General features: G+C 44.4%; 14 protein-coding genes. 5 read left to right on the forward strand and 9 right to left on the reverse strand.

Annotated features, from left to right (window positions below; genetic code table 11):
* Positions 1 to 40: 40 nt before the first annotated feature.
* From L4C35_RS03235 to hinT, 5 genes are all read right to left on the reverse strand, one after another.
* Complete coding sequence (locus L4C35_RS03235; RefSeq protein WP_428461522.1) at positions 41 to 883, reverse strand: phosphotransferase; 843 nt, start codon at positions 881 to 883, stop codon at positions 41 to 43.
* 167 nt (positions 884 to 1,050) lie between these two features.
* A complete protein-coding gene (gene lpoB, locus L4C35_RS03240) occupies positions 1,051 to 1,644 on the reverse strand; it encodes a penicillin-binding protein activator LpoB (RefSeq protein WP_428461523.1) in 594 nt (197 codons plus the stop codon).
* Between the two features lie 23 nt (positions 1,645 to 1,667).
* Complete coding sequence (locus L4C35_RS03245; protein WP_428461524.1) at positions 1,668 to 2,054, reverse strand: YcfL family putative periplasmic lipoprotein; 387 nt, start codon at positions 2,052 to 2,054, stop codon at positions 1,668 to 1,670.
* Positions 2,054 to 3,439, reverse strand: a complete 1,386-nt coding sequence (locus tag L4C35_RS03250) for a COG3014 family protein (protein ID WP_428461525.1) — start codon at positions 3,437 to 3,439, stop codon at positions 2,054 to 2,056. Before L4C35_RS03250 ends, L4C35_RS03245 begins: the two co-directional genes overlap by 1 nt.
* A 101-nt stretch (positions 3,440 to 3,540) precedes the next feature.
* On the reverse strand, positions 3,541 to 3,891 hold the full coding sequence (gene hinT / locus L4C35_RS03255; protein ID WP_048897086.1) for a purine nucleoside phosphoramidase: 351 nt from the start codon (positions 3,889 to 3,891) through the stop codon (positions 3,541 to 3,543).
* 349 nt (positions 3,892 to 4,240) lie between these two features.
* On the opposite strand from hinT, the gene L4C35_RS03260 reads away from it, so the two are divergent.
* Complete coding sequence (locus tag L4C35_RS03260) at positions 4,241 to 6,244, forward strand: methyl-accepting chemotaxis protein (RefSeq protein WP_428461526.1); 2,004 nt, start codon at positions 4,241 to 4,243, stop codon at positions 6,242 to 6,244.
* A gap of 184 nt (positions 6,245 to 6,428) precedes the next feature.
* A complete protein-coding gene (pyrC, locus tag L4C35_RS03265) occupies positions 6,429 to 7,457 on the forward strand; it encodes a dihydroorotase (protein ID WP_428461527.1) in 1,029 nt (342 codons plus the stop codon).
* Between the two features lie 93 nt (positions 7,458 to 7,550).
* Here the strand turns inward: pyrC and L4C35_RS03270 are convergent, their stop codons facing one another.
* The 4 genes from L4C35_RS03270 to L4C35_RS03285 form a co-directional block, all read right to left on the reverse strand.
* Complete coding sequence (locus L4C35_RS03270; protein WP_428461528.1) at positions 7,551 to 10,643, reverse strand: efflux RND transporter permease subunit; 3,093 nt, start codon at positions 10,641 to 10,643, stop codon at positions 7,551 to 7,553.
* Positions 10,640 to 11,725 (reverse strand): efflux RND transporter periplasmic adaptor subunit, encoded by a 1,086-nt coding sequence (locus L4C35_RS03275; protein ID WP_428461529.1) that lies wholly within the window; start codon positions 11,723 to 11,725, stop codon positions 10,640 to 10,642. The genes L4C35_RS03270 and L4C35_RS03275 overlap by 4 nt, the downstream gene beginning before the upstream one ends.
* Before the next feature lies 1 nt (position 11,726).
* Positions 11,727 to 12,761, reverse strand: coding sequence for an efflux RND transporter periplasmic adaptor subunit (locus L4C35_RS03280; protein ID WP_428461560.1), 1,035 nt, complete (start codon positions 12,759 to 12,761; stop codon positions 11,727 to 11,729).
* A 419-nt stretch (positions 12,762 to 13,180) separates the two neighbouring features.
* A complete protein-coding gene (locus L4C35_RS03285; RefSeq protein ID WP_428461530.1) occupies positions 13,181 to 14,689 on the reverse strand; it encodes a fumarate hydratase in 1,509 nt (502 codons plus the stop codon).
* A gap of 274 nt (positions 14,690 to 14,963) precedes the next feature.
* Between L4C35_RS03285 and pabB the strand changes: the two genes are divergently transcribed.
* The 3 genes from pabB (at position 14,964) to L4C35_RS03300 (ending at position 18,633) form a co-directional block, all read left to right on the forward strand.
* Positions 14,964 to 16,361, forward strand: coding sequence for an aminodeoxychorismate synthase component 1 (gene pabB, locus L4C35_RS03290; protein WP_428461531.1), 1,398 nt, complete (start codon positions 14,964 to 14,966; stop codon positions 16,359 to 16,361).
* Between the two features lie 211 nt (positions 16,362 to 16,572).
* Positions 16,573 to 17,202: a CoA pyrophosphatase gene (locus L4C35_RS03295; RefSeq protein ID WP_428461532.1), complete on the forward strand. Its 630-nt coding sequence runs from the start codon at positions 16,573 to 16,575 to the stop codon at positions 17,200 to 17,202.
* A gap of 180 nt (positions 17,203 to 17,382) precedes the next feature.
* Positions 17,383 to 18,633 (forward strand): aromatic amino acid transport family protein, encoded by a 1,251-nt coding sequence (locus tag L4C35_RS03300; RefSeq protein WP_428461533.1) that lies wholly within the window; start codon positions 17,383 to 17,385, stop codon positions 18,631 to 18,633.
* Positions 18,634 to 18,776: the final 143 nt, after the last annotated feature.

The following is an 18,776-nucleotide window of genomic DNA, read 5'->3' on the forward strand; positions in this document are numbered from 1 at the left end:
GAAATTACATTCCTTGTAACTTCATTCATCTATGGTGCTTCTACCTTAATAAAAGCAATTGATTTAATAGCTTTTTACCTTGGCTACGGTAACTCTCATCTTGCCATACCTGCGCGCCTGCAAAGTACCACAGCATTGTCAGATAATCACACCAAGGCTGCCACGCAATAACGGCATTTTGCCATTGCTCGATATTTTCATCGCCACGCGCAAGACAATATGCCCTAACCGCTTCCTCACACTCATAGCCATTCGCTTGGATGGTCATCGCCAAATCTAACGACGGATCACCTGCTGCGGCATACTCCCAATCAATAACGGCATCCATCTGATCGTCACAACGAATAATGTTGTAATAGCCCAAATCAAAATGGCAGCAAGTGAGAGCAAAAGAATAAGGCAATGGCGTTTGTTGAAAACCATCAAATAGCATCGTTAAGTCAGCTTGCTTATCAACAGGGGCTATGGCGTTCCAGTACTGCAGTGCTTTGTCATGGATGTCCAAAGTATGCAAGGGCGCTGCACATTGGTGGATCTTCGCTTGTAATGCCATGATGGCATGAAGTTCAGCTGGTGTCTGGTGCACCTCACCCGCCAACCACTCAACAAGTAGCCCCTCATCAGAGAGTAACAGCACATTAGGTGCAAACGCTTGTTGCCTTAATTGTCTTAACACTTGCGACTCGTGTAGCCGAGAAACCGCAAATGCCTCTGATGCTTTTGCAACAGGGCGCCAAACTGCAGAAAAAGTCACAAACTCTAGCAACATACAACGGTTACTTAATCCACCTTGCAACGGCATTACACGGACTATTTTTTCACCTAGATGGTGCTCTATCATCTCTTGCGTTGTACTTGCTATTAGCGTGTCATATTTATTCATTATGTCGACTCATAACGACACTTCAGCCGTAATCAGAAACGTCATATTCAAGATGAACATAAATGACATCCCCCCTCTCGAGCGCAGTCTCGTCGTATATTTTTCAAAAAAAACGCCAATGAAAGTTCATTGGCGTTATTTATTGGATCAAAAATTAGCCGAGCTAATTACATGCCAAAGAGTGTTTTTGCTTCTTGCTTACGAATTTCAGTTTCATCCGCCCACTCAATCAGGCCGGTTTTAAGGTCCATCAAACGCATCGTCATTTTGTAGTAAACGTCTTTGTCACTACCGTTTTGCTTAACGATGCTTGCTAGGTTGCCATAAAGCATGTATTGCGCACCAACCATTTGGCCGAATTGAATTGCAGTGCTTTGATTTACAAGCTCGTCGTTATTTTGGAAGTTAAGTTGCTTACGCACCGCTTCAACACGTGTCATGTCAACAAAACGGAACTTACCAGAATTAAGTAGACGCGTGCTGATTGAATCCGTTACAGACTCAGTATCAATGTGCTCACTGGTTTTATTTTTAACGCTATCAACCACAATGATAGGACGCTTACCATTCGCAGTAATGTAAGCAACAGAGCCAGACGCTAACATGCTATCTGTCATTTCTACCGCAATTTTCTGTAGATCCGTAGAACCAAATTCAATCGTGGTTGTTTCCGCTTCTTGAGCGTCACCGTAACTAACTTTTTGAGCACAGCCGCCAAGCAACACAGCTAAACTTAGTACAGCGATTAGGCCTTTTTTCATCTTCTTACCTTTTAAATAATCAATTAATAATTAGCGCGGCGAATATAAATTCGGTACTGCTTCGCGTTAGCATTAGTTGCTACCGCTTGGAGTGTCATCGAGTCTTTACCATGAATCACAAATTGGCGCCAAGGTGCATCACTGCCCTCCAGCTCAAGGCCTTGTGCATCATACCAATAGATACGATATTGAAGTTGGAGATCATTTTCTGACTGACTGGTCACAGGTACTGCTGCTTTCATCAGCCCATTAACATTAGTGATCATCGCTTTTTCAATCGTTAGTTTGCTGGCTAACGATGAATTACCAATCACCACATTTTGATTACTACTTTCTATACTAATCCCAGATGTTCGTGGCGCACACGCCGACAGCATCAAGGCAAATAACAATACGGATAGTGCTCTCATTAATTCGCTCCTAGTAATACCGACCACCAGCTGACTTGATTGCCTTGGCGTGACACCCAAACCATGGTTGTGCGTCCTGCTTTCACTTCAACATCCAACTGTTGCCCATTCCAACTTAACGTCTGCGTTCCCGCTTTGACGTCATCTTGATAAATATTGATGGCAGCAGGCAAGGTCTGCCAACTGCGCGTATCGGGTTGCTCTGTGAGTGTATTAAAAATATTAGCCAGTACGTTGCCGACATCATCACCATTTTTTGCCGCTGTACGTCTTACTTCATCTTTTGCTACTACGCGCAATGCTTGACGAACCACAATCGCAGGTAAACTTTCCGATAAACTCTGTTGCGCCATACTATTAACATTAGCAACTTGTTCACTATTCAAAGGCTTATTAGCCAATTTAAGTGGTGATAACCTTGGTATAGTCACATTGCGATAGTATGGCAGTGCTAGGTTATAGATAGCCCCTTGACCACGACTATCATAAAGGTAAAGCGGTAAGCGCCAGTTATCCCGCGCAGCAACAACACCTTGTTCGTCAAAAATAATGACGCGTCCTTCGCTAGCAGCGGGTCGTTGATATTTACCATAGCGCGCTTCGAGTGTTTGAAGATCATCACGCATCTGTAAGCGTGTCGCCAAACGGAGTACCGTTTGTGCAACGTAAATATTATCTGGCGCAACCGCTAATGCACGTTTGAAGTCGATATATGCGCCATTTAAATCGCCATCTGCTTCGTACAGCACACCCGATAAGAAAAATAAGTAACCATTTTGTACCGCACTTAACGTTGTGCCCGCATCAGGATAGCGCGCTAATACTGCGCCAATATTGTCACTGATGCCTTTCTGTTTAACCGCTTTTTCAGCACTCGCAAGCTCTTTCTCTCGTATTTTACGCGCTGTCTCTTGCACCATATTGGCACGACGAACTTCAACCAAAGCGCCTTCTAACTTACGCTGTTGAACATAGTTAAGCGCAAGGTAAAGATGCAAAAATCCCAACTCATAATCAGTCGGCTGGTAGGTGATCATATTATCGTTTGTTAATATTGCCCCTGCTTGGTTAAAGCCTTCAGAAACTTGAATAATAGCCTTACTTTGTTGTTCTTTTACGGCAGCATCTGTGCTCTGAAAAGCAGAAAAACTAGCAGGGAATTGTTGAGCAACAAAGCGGGTACGCCCTTGCTCCATGCCATCAAGAATTGGGCCTGCTGGCGCGGTTGGCAATGATTCAATCGCAGCTTCGTATTGCCCCTGCTCTAAAGCCGTATGGCTTGGGTTCATAGCAGCGCTGTAATGGCTAAACAATCCCTGAGCAGATAAGTTAGCGCAGGCCGCTAATGTCAAAGATAACAATACCGTTGCGACTTTTTTCAGCATGAAATTTATAAACCTTCATCCATTAAGCTGGCAAACTACCAACAACATAGTAATAGCGAGGAGCGACCCGTGCTTGCACATCGTCACTCCTCTGGTTTCAATTAGCCAACAAGCATAGGACCAAGTGGACGACCACCGACCAAATGCATGTGGATATGGTAAACCTCTTGGCCGCCATGTGGGTTACAGTTAACAATCAAACGGTAACCGTTCTCGGCGATGCCTTCATCTTCCGCTAATTTACGTGCAACGGTAAATAAACGCCCCATCATTGCTTCATCATCAGCTTCTACATCATTCACTGTTGGTAGCAGCTTATTCGGAATAATCAGAATATGACTTGGCGCGCGCGGGTTAATGTCACGAAAAGCTGTCACCATCTCGTCTTGATAAAGGACATCTGCAGGGATTTCCTTGCGAATAATTTTACTGAAGATCGTTTCTTCGGCCATGTCATGCTCCATTTCAAAAGATTACATCACAGGGAGTATGCTCGACTCCAGCGTCCAGAGCAATATTGAACACCGTTTTAAACATCATTTCCAGTGAATATTGCATTCTGTGACTCTTTTTTTGCAGCGCAGTTCAAAGTATGTGTATTAAGAACTCAATTAGTATCAAGCTTAACATTAAGACTCCGATACAGGTGTTACAGTCAAACATAGTACATAACAAACACTTAGCTATTTCGATTGTCGATACACCAGTTAAAAAAGAAGTCAGACTCAGCAGTCAAACGCATTTCTTATATTGCATACAATTTCACCAAAGTATGCTTTGAGTGACTATTTTAGGGATATTATGAAGAATAAAAGACAAACCTCTGTCATACGCCGAATGTATGCGGGATTTGCTGTAATGGTGGTGCTATTTATTGTAACTGTGACATTGATGCTACAAGGGACTAACCGCATCCATGCCCAACTAGAAGCTGTAACTTCAGAATCTTTACCGCTTGTTTCCACCGCTAGCCAAGCGAGCGTTCGCTTACTCGCTGCAGACAAAATTTTCAAAGACTATCTCACCAGTCAAAACCTTGATCGCATGGCAACCTATCAAGCAAGCTTCACCGAAGCACACAATACCTATTTGGCAACGCAAACATCACTGATTAATGAAGTGCAAAAGCACCCAAGGCTCCGTGAGCAAACTGACCAACTACTGAATTTAGAGCAACGCTACTTCACCGAAGCGAATAAAGCGATGGCGAACTATCGCGCTCAACTTGTTGCTCAAGCAGAGCGTCAGCGCATGGCACGTCGATTCCAGCAACTTTACCCGCAACTCAGCGTAAAGATGAAGGAGTACATTGACGATCAAGATAGCTTTACTATTAAGATGATGGCCAAGAGCTATTTCATCAAATTAGAACAAACAGAGACCATCACCTCTGACGCACTTGCGGTAGAAGATATTGACGCCATCAGTAAAGCAATGAAACAAAATAGACGTCACATCAGCCATTTAAACGATGCATACCGTGGCCTATCAACACAATTACCCGCACTAAAACAAAATTTTGACGAAGCCATCGCGCAATATACCCGCGATATTGGTCAAAGTGGCGGTATCCTCGCTACTCACCATGACTATGTAGATGCAAAAAAACGTCTCTACGACAACATTTTAGTGCTAGCAACTGAAATAGATGACGCCGTCAACTTGCTCAATACCTTCCAAACACAAGCCGATAGCATGATGGATGGTGCGATCGCTAAAGCGGAAACAGCCTATAACCAAGGCCTACGTAACGCAGTGCTTATCGGTTTATGTGCCACCGCATTTGCTATCTTTATCGGCTGGGTATTAGCACAAAGTGTGCGGAAACCGCTGCGTTCAACCCTAAAAACATTGGAAGCATTAACCGATGGCGATATGACTCAACGCATTGAAGATAATCACTTTATTGAGTTCCAAAAGCTCAGCAGCCATATCAATACCCTCGCGGGTAACTTACAGGAAATTCTCGGTGAGATAGGTACAGCATCAGAAGATCTCACTAACGTTGCAACAGAAAATCAAACAACAACCGCCTCAGCGAAAAACCGTCTTAATGAGCAACGCCAGCAAACAGGCTCTGTTGCAACTGCAATGACAGAAATGGAGCAGTCCGTGGCGGATGTATCACGCAGTGCGCAAAGTTCGATGGAACGGGTAATTGAAGTCAGTAAAGCGGCCGATACTGGCCGTGAAGTGATGAGCCGTAACATCAACACGGCTCACCAACTTTCATCGCGCTTAGATGAATCGGTAAGTGCAGTTGGAAAACTGCAAGAAATGAGCAGCAATATAGGCTCGATTTTGGATGTTATTCGCAACATCGCCGATCAAACTAACCTACTCGCCTTGAATGCTGCAATTGAAGCTGCACGTGCAGGCGATCAAGGTCGTGGGTTTGCCGTGGTTGCCGATGAAGTACGCGTTCTAGCAAAACGTACTACAGACTCTACCGCGGAAATTGAATCTATGATTCAGAGCCTACAAAGCAGTTCAGGCCAAGCCGTTACCATGATGCAGAGCTGTGTGACTGAGATGGACAACAGTATCAGCCAAGCTTCAGACGCCAATGGTGCAATGGAAGAAATCCAAGCCATTATTTTAGATATCAGCGAAATGAGTGAACACATTGCCCACGCCGCACAAGAGCAACGTAGCACCACAGGCAGTATCGCCCGCAGCCTTGAAGATATCAGTCATATTGCTGATGCTAACTTCGCGTCAATGGAAGAAGTCGCAGAAGCAAGCAGTAAGCTCGATCAGTTGGCCCACCAGCAAAATAGTTTGGTGCATCGCTTTAAGGTGTAATGCGGATTAGGTAAATAGATTAAGGCGTTATCTTTAGGCCAGTGAATACACTGGCCTTTTTCAGCCCTTGACAGCAAACGATTGCGCTTTAATTCAGCAGTTGCCCAATTTGACGAAGAATTCACCTTTACATCATTAAGTTATACTTTTAGAATCGGGCAAATTTTTTGGGAGGTAAGCGACTATGACGACTTTGACTATCACACGCCCCGATGATTGGCATGTGCATTTACGCGATGGCGACGTACTAAAAGATACTGTTCGCGACATCAGCCGTTATATGGGACGCGCGATCATAATGCCAAATTTGATCCCACCAGTAACGGACACCGATGCAGCATTATCTTACCGTGAACGTATTCTTGCTGAAGGTCCTCAAGGCAATTTCTCCCCTCTTATGGTTATCTACCTAACCGACAACACCACTCCTGAAGAAATCCGCAAAGCAAAAGCCACTGGCCATGTTTACGCTGCTAAACTTTACCCTGCTGGTGCAACAACCAATTCAGATTCAGGTGTGACTTCAGTAGAAAAACTGCTGCCAACATTCAAAGCAATGCAAGAAGTGGGCATGCCATTGTTGATCCACGGCGAAGTAACAACGCACGATGTCGACATTTTTGACCGTGAGAAAGCCTTCCTAGATAACGTATTAGGCCCAATCGTTGAGATGCTACCAGAACTGAAAATTGTTCTTGAGCACATCACTACAGCTGACGCAGTAGAATTTGTAAAAAATGCAGGCCCGAACGTTGCGGCTACCATTACTGCTCACCACCTGATGTTTAACCGTAACCACATGTTGGTTGGCGGTATTCGCCCTCACTTCTTTTGCTTGCCAATTCTAAAACGCAACACCCATCAGCAAGCCTTGATTGAAGCGGCAACCAGTGGCAGCAAGAAGTTCTTCTTAGGTACGGACTCAGCACCGCACGCTAAAGGCCGTAAAGAATCAGCTTGTGGCTGTGCGGGTTCGTACACAGCGCACGCTGCTATCGAGCTTTACGCAAGTGTATTTGAAGAAGCCGATGCACTGGATAAACTCGAAGGATTTGCCAGCTTCAATGGCCCTGACTTCTATAACCTGCCGCGTAACACCGATACCATTACACTACAAAAAGAAGCATGGGCAGTGCCTGAGACCATGACCTTTGGTGACGATGTAGTTGTGCCAATTCTGGCTGGTGAAGAAATGCAATGGAAAGTGTGCTAAGCGTTTTTAGTTCAAACTGACACTAAAAAATTAAAAGGCTCCGCTTGAATATAAGCGGAGCCTTTTTCATTGCCGTCTTTTATCTTCAGATCATTAATTCTGCGTTACTAACTTGGCTTCAGAACGATCAGGAACAGGTACTTTGTGGAACAAACGATAAAGCACAGGCACCACAATCAAAGTCAGCACAGTCGCAAAGCTCAAACCAAACATAATAGTTACTGCCATTGGCTTAAAGAATACATCGGGTAATAAAGGTAACATCCCGAGCACGGTTGTTATCGCCGCCATACACACAGGTCGTACCCGACTTACCGCCGCATCCACTACGGCGCTATACATATCTTTTCCGCTGGCCACCTCAATCTCTATCTGATCGATCAAGACAATACCATTTTTGACCAGCATGCCCGATAGACTTAAAAAGCCAAGTAACGCCATAAAACCAAATGGCGTATTCAGCGCTAATAAGCCTGTAGTCACACCGATGACCGCCAGTGGTACTGTCGCCCACACAATCAAGGCTTCTTTAACCTTCTTGAATAAGAAAATGGTGATCAAGAACATCACAAGGTAACCCATAGGCATGGTTGAGAATAGCGAGGCTTGTGCATCAGCCGACGATTCATACTCTCCCCCCCACTCCAGTGAATAACCTGGCGGGTATTCTAAACCTTCAATAATAGGTTGAATCCGTGCTTGTACTGTCGCTGCGGTTTCATCACCAAGTGGATTAGGATCAGCCATCACTGTGAGCATACGTTTACGGTCTTTCCGTACAATAAGGGGATCTTCCCACCGTATATTCACGCCGAGCATTACTTGCTGAAGGGGGACATAACCTTGGTTAACTGGGCTCCATATTTTCATGCCTTCGATGGTAGAGACATCAACCCGCTCTTTTTCAGGCAAACGCGCCACAATAGGCATTAAGTTAGTCCCATCACGGTAAATACCGATGGTTAAGCCTGAAAACGCCATTTGCAGTAAGTCATCAACTTCTTCTTTGGTAATACCGTAGCGACGTGCTTGGCTTTCATTGAAAATAGGTTCAATAACTTTAGTGCGCTCACGCCAATCATGACGAATATTAAACGCACCAGGATCGGCATGCATAATATCCACCACCTGTTTACCTAAATTACGCAAAACCGTTGGATCGGGGCCGACAAGACGCGCCTCAATTTTAGCCCCTGAGGATGGACCAAGCATAATTTGTTTAAGCTTGTACTCGACTTGTGGAAACTCTTTATCAAGCAATTCACTAAATTGCGCCATGTTTGGCAGCACAGCATCAAACGAGTCTAATCGAACAATGAGCTCACCGTATGAGGCATAACTTTTTTCAGGCGTGTAAGTCAGCATAAACCGCTGAGAGCCTTTCCCCGCACTAGAGCTAACATACTCGACCCCTTCTTGCTGCTGTAACGCCCCTTCCAGCTCTTTCAACGCCGCATTGGTCGCTCGTATATCGGTACCTTCTGGCAGCCACACATCAACCATGAACATAGGCGTGGTGGAAGACGGAAAGAAGGACTGCTTGAGTAAGGTGAACCCATATAAGCTGACACCTAGCATGATGACAAGTGAAATGACCGTAAGCCATGCACGGCGCATACACCATTCAAGTGACGCTTTGTACACCACAAAAAATTTACCCGCGTAAGGATCATTATCCTCGGCGTTTTCATCGATTTTGACACTCTTAAAGAACATGTCACAGAAAAAGGGCGTGAGTGAAATTGCGGTAAACCAACTAAGCATCAAGGAAACAAGCAATACAGTAAATAGAGTTCGACAATACTCACCGGTCGAGTCTTGCGACAGACCTATCGGGGCAAAGGCCATTACCGCGATCACCGTAGCACCTAATAACGGCCATTTAGTTTGCGTGACAATATCAGAAGCGGCCTGCGATCGAGTCCGCCCTTTTTGCATGCCTATCAGCACCCCTTCGACCACCACGATGGCATTATCCACCAGCATCCCAAGTGCGATAACCAAAGCCCCCAATGAGATGCGCTGCAGATCAATCGCCATCCATTTCATGAACACAAAGGTGCCCAGAACCGTCAATAACAAGATTAAACCGATCAAAATACCGGAGCGTAGCCCCATAAAAAACAACAGAACAATAATAACAATCGCAACCGCTTGGCCTAAACTGACCACAAAGCCACTGACTGATTTATCAACCTCTGTAGGTTGACTGTAGACCGCACTGATATTAATACCTATGGGTTGCTGCTCTTTGAGTTCGGCAAGACGGCGCTTCACTTTATCACCGATCTTCACCACATTAACCCCAGAAACAAACGAGATCCCCACGTTCAATGCTTGCTTGCCATTAAAGCTAATCAGGTTAGAAGGGATTTCTTTAAAACCACGCTGAATAGTGGCGACATCACGTAAATAAATCAGCCCTTCAGCACCACTCTCGGTGATGATTAAATCCCCTAGCTCATCAACGTTTTTGAACTCCCCCGTCGGATGTACCCGAATATATTCATCGCCGACTCGCACTGCACCCGCACTACTGACTAAGTTTTGCGCAGCTAGGGTGCCGTAAATCGTCTGAGGCGAAATACCAAGGCTATTCAAGCGCTGAAGTGATATTTCAATAAAGACCTGTTCTTGTTGCGTTCCCGTCACTGACACCTTACCAACGCCGTCGACGAGCTCAATTTCTCGTCGGAGATAGTCGACGTAGTCATTCAGTTCTTTGTAGCTATAGCCATTACCTGTTATTGCTAACAAAATCCCAAACACATCACCAAAGTCATCAATTACCGATGGGTCAGCAACACCAGGCGGCAAGCTGGGCTTGAGATCATTTACCTTACGACGTAACTCATCCCAGATTTGGGGTAAGTCATCTGGGCCATAGTTGTTTTTCATCGTGACGGTGATCTGCGATAAACCACGGCTTGAGATAGAGTTGACCTCATCCACATAGGTCAACTGCTGGATCGCTTTTTCAATCGGGTACGTTACTTCCTCTTCAACTTGAAGCGGGGTTGCACCGGGGTAAGCTGTCACCACCATGGCATCTTTGATGGTAAAAGCAGGATCTTCTAAACGACCAAGACCAAAGAAAGCCATGGTGCCGCCGATCAAAAAGATCAATGTCAGCATCCAGCTGATCACTTTATTCTCGATGAAATAGGATGCGATATCTTGTTTCATGGCTGGTTATCCTCTTCATCAACAACAATCACACTTTGCCCATCACGTAAGCGGTTACCACCCGCAATGACAATCCGCTCACCTTCTGCCACACCTGAAAAAATTCGCACCCCTTCTGGCACTATCTTGTCAGTCGATATTTGTCGTTTAGTAACGGTATTGTCAGCATTGACGACCCACACGAATTTATTTGCCTGCTCAATACCATCACCATCTTCATTAAAGATTGCTTCAACAGGCACGACAGGTTCACCCGCTTGGTAGATCTTCAACTTTTGTGCATCCGCCTTCACTTCAACCGCCATCCCATCAAGAATGAAGCGGTCGCTAGGCATTGGCATGGTTAGGGTCACCAAGAATGTGCCTGAATCAGGATCAAGCTCGGTAGTAAACTCTTTTAGCTTGGCGCGATACTCCATCCCATCGGGCATAATGACACGCGCATTCGGGCGGTCCCGTTCAATTTCGACCGCTGACCGTTGCGAAAAGATCATGTCAGGCGCTTGAATATGAATGTCCACCCGCTTAGTACTATGGATATTCATGACTTGCTGACCGACTTGAACGTTCTCAAATTCTTCTATCGGCACTCTCGAAATCACCCCTGAAAATGGCGCTCGTAGTTTAGTGAACGTTAATCGCAACCGCGCCAAATCTAATCGTGCTCTGGCAATACTGCGCTGTGCACGTAATTCATCGAATTGTGATTGGGCTAAATAGCCTTTATCGACCAATTTTGCCGAGCGGCGGTACTGGCTGTCTGCCACATTGTATTTTGCAAGCGCATCATCCACTTCCAGTTGGTAATCCGTTGGCTCTAGTTCGGCAAGTAGCTGGCCTTTTTTAACAAGATCACCAGGGCGAACCAATACCTTGGTCACCTCCCCTTGAATACGAAACGACAAACTAGACTTATCCGCGGCAGCTGCCACTGCAGGAAACGTCAATAAAGGCGCAGCGTCGGCTAATGAAACGGTGGTAATTTTGATCGGTTGATCGATAACGCGAGATTCTAGCGCGGACTTTTCACACCCCACCAACAGAAAAACACAGAGGCAAAATACGAGTAATAACGTCTGCATGTTATAACCCCCTCTCTTTTATCCAAGCCCGCACTTTCTGCCCATCTTCCAACTCATCGACTCCCGAAGTAGCAATCAAATCATCGTCTTGAAGACCTTGCGTTATATGATTATTTTCATCCAACTCGACCGCCGTTTTTTTTATTAATCCATCGCCATTAACATGCCAGACATAAGTCGTGTTGCCTTCTGTGATAATGGCCCGTTGGGGAATTGCACCGGCGTTACCTTTAGGAATTTTGATACGCACCTGCCCAGACATACCTGGGAGGATATTTTTTCCTTTAGGACGATCCATATACAAGGTCACTTTATAGCTCGAGGTTTTAGGGTCAGCTTCTGTATCCACTTCTTTAAATTGCGCGGGGTAGCTTTTCTCTAAATCGGTATCAAAAGTAACAGCTGGGTTAATAGCTTTGGTGTAGCCTTTAAAGCGGGCGAAAAGATGGTCTGGCAGTTGAAACGTTACATTGATCAGCCCTGCACTTTGAATGTGCAAAACAGGCTGTTTAGCCTTCACAAATTCATAGTTTTCAATCAAAGATAACGAAATATTACCGTCGTACGGTGCGAGTAATGTGGCATATTTGAGGTTAACTTTTGCTTTATCGAGAGAGGCTTTAGCTTGTTTAAGCGCGGCTTTAGACGTGTCGTAATCGAGTTCGGAGATCACCTTGGTCTTTCGCAGTTCCACATCTCGGTTAAACTGCACTAACGCCAATTGATAGTTTGCCTGGGCCTGCTTCATCAACTGAGTCAGCTCATCGACATTGAGCATGGCAAGCTGTTTGCCTTTTTTAACAACATCCCCTGCATTCACAGAAATGCTGGCTAACTCACCTGAAACTCGAAACGCAAGAATGGCTTTGTCGCCGGCTTCTACCGTGGCTGGAAACGTTCGAAACGTATCCTTGTTGCCTACCGAAACTGACATTAATTTCACTGGCCGTGAATCAGGTTCTGCCACTACTTGTTCTTTCTCACCACAAGCTGCTAATGATAAACATGTTGTCACTGCAGTGAAAAATCGGGTTATGTTTTGTTTCGTTTTTACCAATACATACTGATTTGTAAAACTACCTACTGTGAAGCTCTGCTTAGCGAGATTCTGCGACTGAGTACTTACGCACTTATCCATCATCATCGGCATCTACACCCCTGTCAGTCATCTATCTAGCGCTTGAAAACATCCCTTTTTTGGCTTATTGAATGTGACTAATTACACATTAATACCGAGAAAATTTTGTGGATGCATTTAAACAGTGTAGACACAGAGTTCAACAGAAAGGATATTTATGCTTATAACAAGCTAAGTTATGGCATGAAAGGCGACAGGGAAAAGAGAGTCAAACCAAGTGATTTTTATGAAATGAGCCCGTAGCTGCAAGATAAAATAACAACAGAAAAGCAAAAAGGAGCCGAAGCTCCTTTTTATTTATTTAACCGATATCAGAATTAAACATCCATTTCAGCAATTTTCACTTTCCAGATATCAGGGCCGGTCTGGTGAGCATTATTACCGGTTGAGTCAACTGCCACGGTGACAGGCATATCCTCAACTTCAAACTCGTAAATTGCTTCCATACCCAGATCTTCAAAAGCAACCACTCGTGCTTTCTTGATTGCTTTCGCTACAAGGTAAGCTGCACCACCGACTGCCATCAAGTAAACGGCTTTGTTTTCCTTGATAGATTCAATAGCCATTGGCCCGCGTTCAGCTTTACCTATCATGCCTGTTAAGCCAGCTTGCTCTAACATCATATCGGTAAACTTATCCATACGCGTTGAGGTTGTCGGGCCAGCAGGGCCTACAACTTCATCACCCACTGCATCTACTGGGCCTACGTAGTAAATAAAGCGGTTGTTAAAATCAACAGGGAAATCTTCACCACGTGCTAGCATATCTTGAATACGCTTATGTGCAGCATCGCGACCCGTTAAGATCTTACCAGACAAAAGTACCGTCTCGCCTGACTTCCACTCTTGAACATCGGCTTTGGTAATCTCATCGACATTGACGCGACGAACATTATCACCGACTTCCCAAGTCACTTCAGGCCAATCTTCTAGTTTCGGCGGCGTAAGCTCTGCAGGACCTTGGCCGTCTAAGGTAAAGTGAACGTGGCGTGTAGCCGCACAATTCGGGATCATGCAGACAGGTTTAGAGGCTGCATGGGTTGGCGCAGTTTTGATTTTCACATCAATCACTGTTGTCATACCGCCAAGACCTTGTGCACCAATGCCGAGCTTATTTACGCGCTCATAAATGTCTAAACGCAGTTCTTCTTCTGCATTTTGTGCACCACGCGCTTGTAGATCATGGATATCAATTGATTCCATTAAGGATTCTTTTGCCAGTACCGCTGCTTTTTCTGCTGTACCACCAATACCTATACCCAACATACCCGGTGGACACCAGCCCGCCCCCATTAGAGGTACGGTTTTCTCAACCCACTCTGCAATATCATCAGACGGGTTCAGCATCACCATTTTTGTTTTATTTTCTGAACCGCCGCCTTTGGCTGCGATTTGAATATCCACTTTATTGCCTGGCACCATATCAATGTGCACTACAGCTGGTGCATTATCTTTGGTGTTTTTACGACTACCGGCAGGATCAGAAACAACCGATGCACGTAGTGGGTTATCTGGATTAGTGTAAGCTTGACGCACACCTTCATCGATCATCTCTTGTACCGTCAGATCGCTGTCCCATTGAACATTCATGCCGATCTTAACGAAACAAGTAACAATACCTGTATCCTGACAAATTGGGCGGTGACCTTCCGCAGACATGCGCGAGTTTATTAAAATTTGCGCGATGGCATCTTTCGCTGCCTGACTTTGTTCTTTGTTATAGGCTTTTTCCAATGCTTGAACAAAATCCAGTGGGTGATAGTAAGAAATATATTGCAAAGCATCTGCAACACTACTAATCACGTCTTCTTTACGGATGACAGTCATATTTGCCCTCGTTGATTATTATCATTCCATGGCGCCCGATTTGCGTCCTTTCAATGATTGCAACCTTGAGATACCAATAGGTGTCAGTAGGGAAAGTTACAATCACTTTGCCAATATCCTGCGGCATAGCCCTCTTGTTATATTTACTGACATAAATCACCGTAAATATGGCAAAAGGTTCTTCCTTGGGCGTCGTATTCAAAACTCACTTTATGATACTCTTGCGGACAACTTCGCGCTATGCGCTAATCGAACACCTGTCACAAAAAAGAAAATGATTTGTAAATCACAATCCTCGCTAAAGATCGAACAGCTCAAGTATCATCCAACTGCGTCACTGGAATGGTTTTCACCACTCTCAGAGATGCCGTGGGCTATGATATTACGCTCTGCTGCCAACAACCATCCAGATAATCGCTTTGATATTTTAGTTGCTGATCCTTTAGCCACTTTAGAGACACAAGGTGAAACAACCCGTATTAAATTGTCAGATGGTGATGAAAAAACAAGCACCGACGATCCCTTTGCACTTGTTGCTTCGCTCCAAGCGTCTTTATTACCGTCAGTTAACACCATGACGGATATCCCTTTTCTTGGTGGGGCGTTAGGCTTTTTTGGTTACGATTTAGGTCGGCGTGTTGAAAGTTTACCCACTCTGGCTGAGCATGATTTAATGACACCCGACATGGCTGTGGGGATCTATGACTGGGCTTTAATTGCCGATCATCAACGTAAAGAGCTGTTCTTAATCTCACCAGAAAATAGTGATCGGTTAGCTTGGCTAATTAATCTTAAAAACAGTGCGCAATTGAACCACGAAAAACATGGCTCACAACATCCTGATGAATTTGCATTAACATCTGACTGGTCAGCCAATATGACTTTTGACAGTTATTGCAAAAAGTTTAATCAAGTGCAGGAATATTTAACATCTGGCGATTGTTACCAGATAAACCTCGCTCAACGCTTTTCGGCCGGCTACAAAGGAAATGAGTGGGCGGCATATTGTAAGCTAGATGCAACCAATGGTGCGCCATTTTCAGGCTTTATCCGAACTGCACAGAGCGCCATTTTATCGGTATCTCCAGAGCGCTTCTTGCAGCATCAGCAAAGCCATATCCAAACTAAACCGATCAAAGGCACACGTCCTCGCTTTAGTAACAAACAGCAAGATCAAGCCAGTGCTGAGGCATTACGCTGCGCGGAAAAAGATCGGTCAGAAAACCTGATGATCGTCGATTTGTTGCGAAATGATATTGGTAGAGTCGCAAAAGCGGGCTCAGTAAAAGTTCCTAGCCTATTTGCTATCGAAAGTTTTCCTGCGGTTCACCACCTTGTTAGTACTGTGACAGGTGAATTAGCTAGCCAGTATTCACCGTCTGATTTACTTCGCGCATGCTTTCCTGGTGGATCTATCACAGGGGCGCCTAAAGTACGCGCTATGGAAATCATTGAAGAACTTGAGCCAAACCGTCGAAATATGTACTGCGGAAGTATTGGTTACATTAGCCAGTGCGGCAAGATGGATACCAGTATCACTATTCGTACGTTAGTGGCAGAACAAAATAAAATGTACGCCTGGGCAGGCGGTGGGATTGTTGCAGACAGTGAAGTAAACAGCGAATATCAAGAGACGCTGGACAAACTCAGTAAGATCTTGCCCATCTTATAACTACAAACTGATAACTTAATCAGTGACCAATTTAACAATAAAACAGTATTGGGATTGAATCTAAGTTGAAAACACGGTTAATCTACGCTGTGTTTCAAACCGTGTTTAGCTATGGATAGCTAAATTCTGAGACATTTAGTGGTTAGAGCAACTAAACGACTAAACTAAAAAGAGCACGCAAAAAACGAACTCTCTTTTCCATGGAAGGTTTATGAATCAACAGCAGCAGTTACTAAGCCGATTTATGCTGGCGCCAACCGCAAGCTATGACGAAAGTCATCAGCTACGTGTGCGCCAACATTTTGCTGCGCATGCTTTTTCTGCTCCACAATACCGCTCCCCCTTAAAACCAGCAGCAGTCTTAATTTCACTGGTTCCTCGTAACAACACCTTCAATGTGGTGCTAACGCAACGTGCCTATCACTTAAAACACCATCCGGGACAAGTTGCCTTTCCTGGCGGGAAAAAAGAACATTCTGACACCGATCTTATTGATACCGCGTTAAGAGAAACCTACGAAGAAACCGGCATTATTTGTCATCGTGATAACATTTTAGGACAACTTCCTCCGTTACCGACAATTAGCGGATATGTCGTCACACCATATTTATCAACCATTTCCCCAAACTACACACCTACATTAGATCGCAATGAAGTTGACAGTTTATTCGAAGTTCCAATCAACCACCTAATCAACCCATTGAATATAAAAAGCCATAAATTCCCGATAAATGGCCATTTACATGATATTTATTCCATATCATTCAGCAAATATTCAATTTGGGGTGCGACCGCACAAATGATTAAAATTTTATCACTTCAACTTTGGCATGAGATATAGTATCGCGACAGATTACTTTTACTTATGCAAATAGAATATAAAACGTGACACCGATCACTTTTAATTGTATTGCAAAATGTATACATTCAATAACGAGATCTTAATCAAAGTTTTACTTCTATAAATCCTCAAAATGCGCCTCGTTCCTAACGTTCCCGTTCCGTAAATTGGATTTATACTATGCAAACTACAACAAGTTCAGCATCAGCAACTGCTCCAAAAGCTAAGTGGACCTACAAAGATTTCACTTGGGCATTATCACTATTTGGTACCGCTGTTGGTGCCGGTGTACTTTTCCTTCCAATCAAAGCTGGTGCAGGTGGCTTCTGGCCTCTTGTTATTTTGGCTCTTATCGCTGCACCAATGACTTGGTTCGCTCATAAAGGCCTAGCACGTTTCGTTCTTTCTTCGAAGAACCCTGATGCAGATATCACTGATACTGTTGAAGAGCATTTCGGTAAATCTGGCGCAAAAATTATTACGTTCGCATACTTCTTTGCCATTTACCCAATTGTACTTATCTACGGTGTAGGTATTACTAATACCGTTGATTCTTTCCTTGTAAACCAAATGGGTATGGAATCCATTCCACGTCCATTACTATCTGGCGTACTTATCGCTCTGATGACTGCAGGTGTTGTGTTCGGTAAAGAACTGATGCTTAAAGCAACATCAGCAATGGTTTACCCACTAGTATTCATCCTACTAGCACTTTCTGTTTACCTGATTCCTGGCTGGAACACTTCGATGATGGAAGTAGCACCAGACTGGAGTGCAATGCCTACTGTTATTTGGTTAGCAATTCCAATTATTGTTTTCTCTTTTAACCACAGCCCAATCATTAGCCAGTTCACAAAAGAACAACGTCGTGTATATGGTGACAATGCAGTTGCAAAAACTGACATGATCACTGGTGGTGCAGCGATGATGCTGATGGGCTTCGTAATGTTCTTCGTATTCTCTGTAGTACTGTCAATGTCTCCAGAGCAACTAGCAATGGCACAAGCAGAGAACATCAGTGTTCTTTCTTACCTAGCTAACGTTCACGAATCACCATTGATTTCTCTACTAGGTCCACTGGTTGCTTTCGCTGCAATCACATCAAGCTACTTTGGCCACTTCCTTGGTGCTCACGAAGGTCTTGTTGGTCTAGTTAAATCAGAGAAAACACCGGCTAAGAAAGCTGAGAAAATCTCTCTTGGTTTCATCGTAATCACTACTTGGATTGTAGCGATTGTTAACCCAAGCATCTTGGGTATGATTGAGACTATGGGTGCACCAATGATTGCAGGTATCCTGTTCCTAATGCCTGTATTCGCAATGTACAAAGTACCAGCAATGGCTAAGTACAAAACTTCAGCACCTGTACGTATTTTCACAGCACTATGTGGTGTTGCTGCGATTACTTCTGTAATCTACGGCGCACTATAAGGTTAAATAACACTCTTAGAGTATTATTTACTACCAACGCCGATTTCTGATAAGAAAATGTGCTACAACGCATGGTCTTCACAGAGAAATAGCGTAAAATAGACAACCTAAAGAGCAGGGATGATTCATCTACTGCTCTTTTG

It is taken from the genome of Photobacterium kagoshimensis (genome assembly GCF_050337045.1).
Taxonomy (GTDB): Bacteria; Pseudomonadota; Gammaproteobacteria; order Enterobacterales; family Vibrionaceae; genus Photobacterium; species Photobacterium kagoshimensis.